We start from the raw sequence: 7291 nt of genomic DNA, 5'->3' as shown, positions 1-7291 counted from the left end.
TCCGCCGTGACGACCGTCCCTCCGGCGGCTTCCGCTCCGGCGGCGACCGTCCGGCCACGGGCAACGGCACGTACAACCGTGACGACCGTCCCTCCGGCGGCTTCCGCTCCGGTGGCGGCGACCGCCCGTTCAACCGCGACCGTCGTGACGACCGTCCGTCCGGTGGCTTCCGCTCCGGCGGCGCCGGCGACCGCCCGTACGGCCGCCGCGACGACCACCGTCCGTCCGGCTCCGGTTCCACCGGCGGCTTCGGCGGCCGCCGCGACGACAAGCCGCGCTGGAAGCGCAACGGCTGACCGCAGCTGAGCTGAACCCCTGACAGGGCCCCCACGACCGCTCGTATCCGAGCTGGCCGTGGGGGCCCTGTCGCGTATTGCTACGATCCGGACTTTGTGCCGGGGACACGGCAACGCGACACCGCGACCTTCCCCCGGCGCTTCGTATGGGGGGTAGTACACACATGAAACGGTCACGTGTGCCGGGCGCCGTCGCGCTCGCACTGGCCCTGGGGATCGGCGCCCTCGCCGCCGGACCGGCCGCCGCAGGACCCGCGGCCGACGAACTGACGGTCGCTCCGCTGCCGCACCAGACACCGTCCCACCAGATCGTCTTCGCGGCCGGCCCGCACGGCGCGACGTTCGCCCGGCCCGCCGGCGGGATGTACTGGAAGCGCTTCTCGGACGGCAGCGAAGTGCCGCAGGCGGACTGCACGTCGGGGAAGTACGGCAAGTGGATGACCCTCGGCGACACCATCGGCTGCGACTACCGCACCGAGCCCGGCACGACCGCCGGGCCGCTGACCCTCCACGACCAGGCGACGGGCCACCGCGAGACGCTCCCCGCCCCGGGCGCCGGCATGTCCTGGACCAGCACCTTCTCGCCGACGCAGGTCCTGGCCACCGACCCGGACGGCGCGGGAGGGATCAGCCTGCACCTGATCGGCCGTGAGAACGAACCGCGCAAGGACGTCCGCGTCACCACGCCGGAACGCATCGCGGTCGACCGGTTCTGGGTGAACACCTCCGACGAGAAGGGCGCACTGATCACCTACCGGGCTGACGGCGCGACCCAGGACACCCTCGCCCTGCTCGACTTCGAGAAGGCGACGCTGACGCGGCTGGCCATGCCGGCCGACGCGCAGGACCCGTTCTGGGCCGACTTCGCCCTCGGCACCGAGTGGGTCTCGGTGCGCAAGAGCGGATCCGCCAAGGTGACCCTGTACTCGCGCGCCGACCTGGCCGTGACCCGCACCGTCACCGTCCCCGAGCGCGGGAAGGTCCAGCCCGTGGGCGACTGGCTGGTCAGGCAGGACACCATGGCGTCGAACGGCGGGGTCACCGCGGTACCCGTGGCCGGCGGTGCCCCGCGCACGCTGCTCGCCCGGTCCTCCGACCGCGGCATGCAGACCGGAACGGACGGCTCCGCGTTCGTGGCCGGAGGCACCGACTCCAGCCACTGGGCGATGTACCGGATCAAGCCCGGCCCCGACGGCGCCCCGGCGCTGACCGTGGTGCTGGACCTGCCGCCGGACCCCGCGGACCGGGTGACGCTCAGCCTCGCCCAGGGCCGGCTCCTCGCGGGCCAGGAGGGCCCCGCCCGCAGCCTCCACGGCTACTCGCTGCCGCTGTCCGGGACCTCCCCGGTGAACCAGACACCCGACTGGAGCTGCGACGAGGCGACGGACAGCAGGTTCTGCGCGCCCCGCGGCGACATCCCCGGCTGGACCACCGCGACCGGCGACGGACGCATCGTCTCGCTCTCGTCCATGGGCCAGGCCTCCTGCGGCACCATGCTCTGCGGAGTCGCGGTGAACGTACGGGAGGCCCGCCCCGACGGCACGTTCCGCCAGGCGCACCTGCGCGGCACCGAGGCGATGGAGCCGTACCTGGTCGACAGCGCTTCGGGCCGGTACATCATCTTCACCGCCACGGAGACCAAGGGCACGAGCAAGATCATCCGGACCCTGGCGGCCGACATCGAGGCCGGGAAGCTCCTGGACATCGAGCCCTCCCAAGCGGCCACGCTGTGGGGTTCCACCCTGTGGGACCGGGAGGACGGCACCGTGGTGGCCGGGACCGACCTGCGCACTGGACAGGTCACCCAGCGGGCCGACCTCGGCTGCCGGCCGTACGAGCTCCAGGCGAGCGGCGACTGGCTGTACTTCAGCTGCTCCTCCGGCGGCACCGGCGCCTCCGCCTTCCATCTGCCGTCCAAGAAGCGGATCCAGCTGCCCTTCACCGGCGCGCGCGACGGCGTGCGGCTCGGCGACGGGTACGTCGTGAACCAGACGGACACCGGCCTGGAGGTCTACAACGTGCGCTCCGGCGCGCCGGTGCGGGAGCGCGAGATCGCGCAGCCCCTGAAGAGGTACGGCAGCGACTGGACTGTCGACCGCTTCGGCGGCCGGCTGGCCTACACGGACGCGAAGGAGACGGTGCACGTGCTCGGCGTGTCCGGCAAGGCCTCCCCGCTCGCGGTGATCGACCAGGACACCGCGGCGACGGTGGACTTCAAGACGGCCAAGAGCTGGTCCTCGCGCTGGTGGCTGTCGAAGCCGGTCTCGTCCTGGAAGCTGACGGTCCGCAACAAGACCTCCGGCATCTCGACGGTCGTGCGCTCGGGCGGCGAGGCGCGTGGCCTGATCACGCCTGCCTGGGACGGAAAGAACCAGTCGGGCGCATACCTCTACACCGGCGACTACGAGTGGACCCTGACGGCCCGCCCGGCCGACGGAACCCCCGAACTGCGCACGACCGGCTCGGTGAAGGTCACCGGCATCCCGTCCCGCGTGGTGCGACCCCCGGCCCGCTGAACCGGCCGACCCCCTGACGGGGACGGCAGGGAGGACAGGGACGACAGGGACGAAAGGGCCCCCGCGACCGCTCGGATCCGAGCTGGCCGAGGGGGCCCTTTCGGGTGTTGCTACGATCCACACACTTTTGCGGCGGGGGCACGGCAACGCGAGGCGCGACCACCCCTGCGCACTTCCTGGGGGTGGGACTTCAATGAGACGGTCACGCGTGCTGGGCGCCACCGCGCTCGCACTGGCCATCGGACTCGGCGGCCCGGCCGCCGTACCGGCCGCGGCGGGCCCGACGGCAGCCGCCGACGACCTGACGATCGCTCCGCCGCCGCACCGGGACCCGGCACAGGTCACCGTGCGGGCGGGCGGCACCGGGCTGACCTTCACCGGCCCGGGTCCCGGCACCCGTTGGCGGAGCCTGCAGGACGGCCGCGAGACAACCGTGGACTGGTGCCCGTCCGGCCCGTCCGGCCCGTCCGGGGTGGTCTTCCACGGAGACTCCATGGCCTGCGGAGTGGGCGCCGACTACGTCTCGGCCGACAACACCGGGCCGCTCACGATCCGCGACCTCGGCTCCGGAAAGAGCGAGACGCTGACCGCCCCGGCGGGCCGAGCCTGGATGAAGGCCTTCTCGCCGACCCAGGTGCTCGCCGCCGAGGTGGACAAGGCCGGCTGGCTCACGCTGCACCTGATCGGCCGGGAGAACGAGCCGCGCAAGGACGTGACCGTCACCTCGCCGGACAGGTTCGGGACCTCCGGATTCCGCGTGAAGGCCTTCGACACGAAGGGCGCGCTCGTCTCCTACCTGAACGGCAACGGCGGCGAGACCGTGGCGCTGCTCGACTTCGCCACGGCCGCGCTGCGCCCCGTGCCGCTGCCGACCGGCGTCACGGACACGGCCCACACCAAGTTCGGGCTCGGCTCGCAGTGGATCGCGATGAAGAACTCGGGCACCGTGACCCTGCGCTCGCGCGCGGACGGCACGGTGACCCGCACCCTCACCGTCCCCTCCTCGATCGACGAATCCGTTCAGCCCGTGGGCGACTGGCTGGTCGCCCAGGTCGACGCGGGCCTCACCGCGGTGCCCGTCACCGGCGGCACGGCGCGCGTCCTGCTGCCGCGGACCGGGAGCGCCCCGATCCTGCCCGGAACCGACGGCGCCGCCTTCATGGTCGGCGGCACCGACTCCGGCAACTGGGGCGTCCACCGCATCGCGCCGGGCCCCGACGGCGCCCCCGTCGTGAAGAAGGCCGTGGACCTGCCCGCGAACCCCGCGGACCGGGTGGGCCTCGCCCTCGCCCAGGGCCGGCTCGCCGTGGGCCAGCAGGACCCCGCGACGAGCGTCCAGGGCTACACGGCCTCGGTGTCCGGACCTCCGACCGTGACCCAGACCCCCGCCTGGACGTGCGACGCCACGGTGAACACCGAGCTCTGCGGCCTCCAGGACGCCCCGGGCGCCCGGAGCGCGGCGACGGGCGACGGCCGGTTCGTCTCGCTGTCGTCCGTCGACACGGCCAACTGCTCCGCGTGCGGGATCGCGGTGAACGTGATCGACGCCGGAGCGGGCGGCACGGTGCGCCAGGTGCCGCTGGCGAGCGGCATGAAGTTGCGGCCGGGCCACATCGAGAGCGTCTCGGGCCGCTACGTCCTCTTCGTGGCGACCGAGAACTCCGCCTCCCGGCTCCTCGTGGCCGACATCGACGCCGGCAGGATCCTGGACGTCAAGGCCTCCTCGCCGTCCACCCTGTGGGGCGCCGTGCTCTGGCAGCCCGAGGGGGACAAGGGCGTGGTGGCCGGGACCGACCTGCGCACCGGCCAGGTCACCCGTCGGGTGGACCTCGGCACGGGCTGCAAGCCGTACGAGCTCATGGCCACCGCCGACTGGTTCTACTCCACCTGCTCCTTCGACGGTGACGGCGCCGCCGCCTTCCACACCCCGTCCAAGAAGCGGATCCCGCTGCCCTTCACGCCCGAACGCCACCACGTGCGGCTCGGCGACGGCTACGTCGTCCACCAGGGCGGAGGCGGCCTGGAGGTCTACAACCTGCGCAGCGGCGCGCCGGTGCGCGAACACAAGATCGAGCAGTACGTCACCGGCCACGGCATCGACTGGACCGTCGACCGCTTCGGCGGCCGGCTGGCCTACACGGACCCGAAGGAGACCGTCCACCTGCTCGGCGTGTCCGGCAAGGCCTCCCCGCTCGCGGTGATCGACCAGGACACCGCGGCGACGGTGGACTTCAAGACGGCCAAGAGCTGGTCCTCGCGCTGGTGGCTGTCGAAGCCGGTCTCGTCCTGGAAGCTGACGGTCCGCAACAAGACCTCCGGCATCTCGACGGTCGTGCGCTCGGGCGGCGAGGCGCGTGGCCTGATCACGCCTGCCTGGGACGGAAAGAACCAGTCGGGCGCATACCTCTACACCGGCGACTACGAGTGGACCCTGACGGCCCGCCCGGCCGACGGCCAGACCCCTGAGCTGCGCACGAGCGGTTCGGTGAAGGTCACCGGCATCCCGTCCCGCGTGGTGCGACCCCCGGCCCGCTGAACCCGACAGGCCGGTCAGCCGATACCCGATCGGCTGACCGGCGCTGTCCGGCTATGCTCTGGGGTGAGCACGCCGAGGGCCATTAGCTCAATTGGCAGAGCAGCGGACTTTTAATCCGTTGGTTGTCGGTTCGAGTCCGACATGGCCTACTGCTCAGGGCCCGCGGGGGACAACCCCGGTGGCCCGTACGACGAAGCGCCCCGCCCGATCAGTTCGGGCGGGGCGCTTCGTCGTGTGCGGGGCGGGTGCCGGTCAGGCGGAGGTGGCCCGGCGGCGGCGGGCGCCGAGCCAGGCGGCGGCCGCGCCGAGGGCGACCAGGACTCCGGCGAGGCCGGCGTACAGGCCCGTGTCCGAGGAGCCGGTGGAGGCCAGCGAGCCCGAACCCGTGGTGGTCGTGTGCGTGTTGCCCGCGGCGGCGGCCGAGGAGGAGGTGGCCGCGGCCGGCTGGACCGCCGTGGAGGTGCCCGGGGCCTTGGTGGGCGTGGCCGACGGGGACGGGGAGGTGGTCGGGGTGCCCGACGGCGCGGGCGCCGGCTCGGTGATCGGGGTGAGCGGGAACTGCACGTAACCGAACTTGATCGGGAAGGTGTTGCCCGAGGCGTGGGAGACCTCGACCTCCATCGTGACGGTGGTCTTCTTCTTGATCTTGGTGTCCTGGCCCAGGTTGACCCGCAGCGGCAGGGTGCGGACACCGGACGCCGCGCCGAAGCCCTTGGGGATCTCGGGCAGCGCGTAGCGGCCGTCCTCGGCCTTCAGGTCCTGCCAGCGGCCGTCGATCATGGCCTGGAGGCGGAAGTCGGCCTTCTCCTCACCCGGGTGCGACAGGGTCAGGGTGCTCGAGAGGCCGGTGGCGAAGGCGCCGTCGCCGGTGGCCTGGTAGTTCAGGTCCCAGTACGCGCGGTGCTCCTGGCCGCCCATGTCGGCGAGGCCCTGCTTGAACGAGGTCTTCAGCTCGCCCGTCGTGATCTGCGGGCCGACCTTGAAGAGGTGGGAGCCCATGCCGTCGGCGGCGACCGAGTTGTTGTAGCTGGCGGCCTGGAGGGTGAAGTCCCCGTTGTTAGTGGGGTAGTTCGCGCCGAGGCCCAGGGTGACCTTCCAGGTCATCTTGCCGTTCGCCGGGATGTCGAAGCCGCCCTGCCCGCCCTCGCCGCCGGACGCCGGGTAGAACATGCCCTGCCACTCGCCGTCCTGCTGGCCGATCGAGGACTTGGTCGCCGGGGCGTCCACCGCGTCGACCTTGAAGACCACGTCGGCCTGCTGGAGCCGGCTCGGGCCGGTCGGGTCCAGGAGCATCCACGGCTTGTAGGTGACGGCCTTGCCGGTCGGGTTCTTCACCGTCAGGTCGAAGGTCTCGCTGGCCCCGCCGCGGGTCAGCGGACCGTTCGGGACGGGGGTGCCCATCTCCGTGCGCAGGACGGCGTTGCCGTCGGCGGCGGGTGCGGCGGACGCGGCGGTGGCCGAGAGCGGCAGCAGAGTGGTGACAACGCCGGCGACGACTGCGATGGCGGCTGCGGTGCGAACGGACATGGTGGACTCCCCCCAGGAATCACAAGGGCATCGGCAGAGCGCCGAGCCGGTCGGTGTGGTTGGTGCTTCCGGCCGGTTCGTGTTCCCCGCGGCCTTGGCGACAGGTGAATCTTCGCCCGCGGCCGATCCCGGAACGATCCCCGCAGTGTCACCGGCGTGCAACAGAGATGATCTTCGCTGCCGGATGCCCGGTTCTGGTCGATTGATCCGCCCTGACCTGGGGTGATGGGGCTGGCGGGGGTGCTGCGGCGGTTAATTGGCGGAGGGGTCTCCCCGGATGGCGTAGAGTTGTGTTTACCGACGCGGGGTGGAGCAGCTCGGTAGCTCGCTGGGCTCATAACCCAGAGGTCGCAGGTTCAAATCCTGTCCCCGCTACTCAGTACGATGGCCCGGTTCCCCTGGAACCGGGCCGTCGT

At 72.1% G+C, this 7291-nt stretch carries 3 protein-coding genes, 2 tRNA genes and 1 pseudogene; 5 read left to right on the top strand and 1 reads right to left on the bottom strand.

What is annotated here, in order from left to right; all coding sequences use genetic code 11:
* From ACFWP3_RS06355 to ACFWP3_RS06340, 4 genes and pseudogenes are all read left to right on the top strand, one after another.
* Window positions 1-296, top strand: a pseudogene (locus tag ACFWP3_RS06355) (RNA helicase); the annotation flags it as partial.
* 164 nt (window positions 297-460) lie between these two features.
* Window positions 461-2812 (top strand): hypothetical protein, encoded by a 2352-nt coding sequence (locus tag ACFWP3_RS06350; protein WP_384216760.1) that lies wholly within the window; start codon window positions 461-463, stop codon window positions 2810-2812.
* A gap of 193 nt (window positions 2813-3005) precedes the next feature.
* A complete protein-coding gene (locus ACFWP3_RS06345; RefSeq protein WP_384216758.1) occupies window positions 3006-5348 on the top strand; it encodes a hypothetical protein in 2343 nt (780 codons plus the stop codon).
* A gap of 76 nt (window positions 5349-5424) precedes the next feature.
* Window positions 5425-5497, top strand: a tRNA-Lys gene (locus ACFWP3_RS06340).
* A gap of 103 nt (window positions 5498-5600) precedes the next feature.
* Here the strand turns inward: ACFWP3_RS06340 and ACFWP3_RS06335 are convergent.
* On the bottom strand, window positions 5601-6875 hold the full coding sequence (locus ACFWP3_RS06335) for an LPXTG cell wall anchor domain-containing protein (RefSeq protein ID WP_384216756.1): 1275 nt from the start codon (window positions 6873-6875) through the stop codon (window positions 5601-5603).
* A 301-nt stretch (window positions 6876-7176) separates the two neighbouring features.
* On the opposite strand from ACFWP3_RS06335, the gene ACFWP3_RS06330 reads away from it, so the two are divergent.
* Window positions 7177-7250: transfer RNA gene (locus ACFWP3_RS06330), tRNA-Met, on the top strand.
* Window positions 7251-7291 lie beyond the last annotated feature (41 nt).

Origin of the sequence: Streptomyces sp. NPDC058525 (assembly GCF_042719495.1) — a bacterium.
In the GTDB taxonomy this organism is placed as follows: domain Bacteria; phylum Actinomycetota; class Actinomycetes; order Streptomycetales; family Streptomycetaceae; genus Streptomyces.
Note: the sequence above shows the minus strand (reverse complement) of the source record. Positions and strands in the feature narration are given on the sequence as shown.

Coding starts and splice junctions, on each gene's coding strand:
- ACFWP3_RS06350 (WP_384216760.1), top strand. CDS start 461: ATGAAACGGTCACGTGTGCCGGGCGCCGTCGCGCTCGCACTGGCCCTG.
- ACFWP3_RS06345 (WP_384216758.1), top strand. CDS start 3,006: ATGAGACGGTCACGCGTGCTGGGCGCCACCGCGCTCGCACTGGCCATC.
- ACFWP3_RS06335 (WP_384216756.1), bottom strand. CDS start 6,875: ATGTCCGTTCGCACCGCAGCCGCCATCGCAGTCGTCGCCGGCGTTGTC.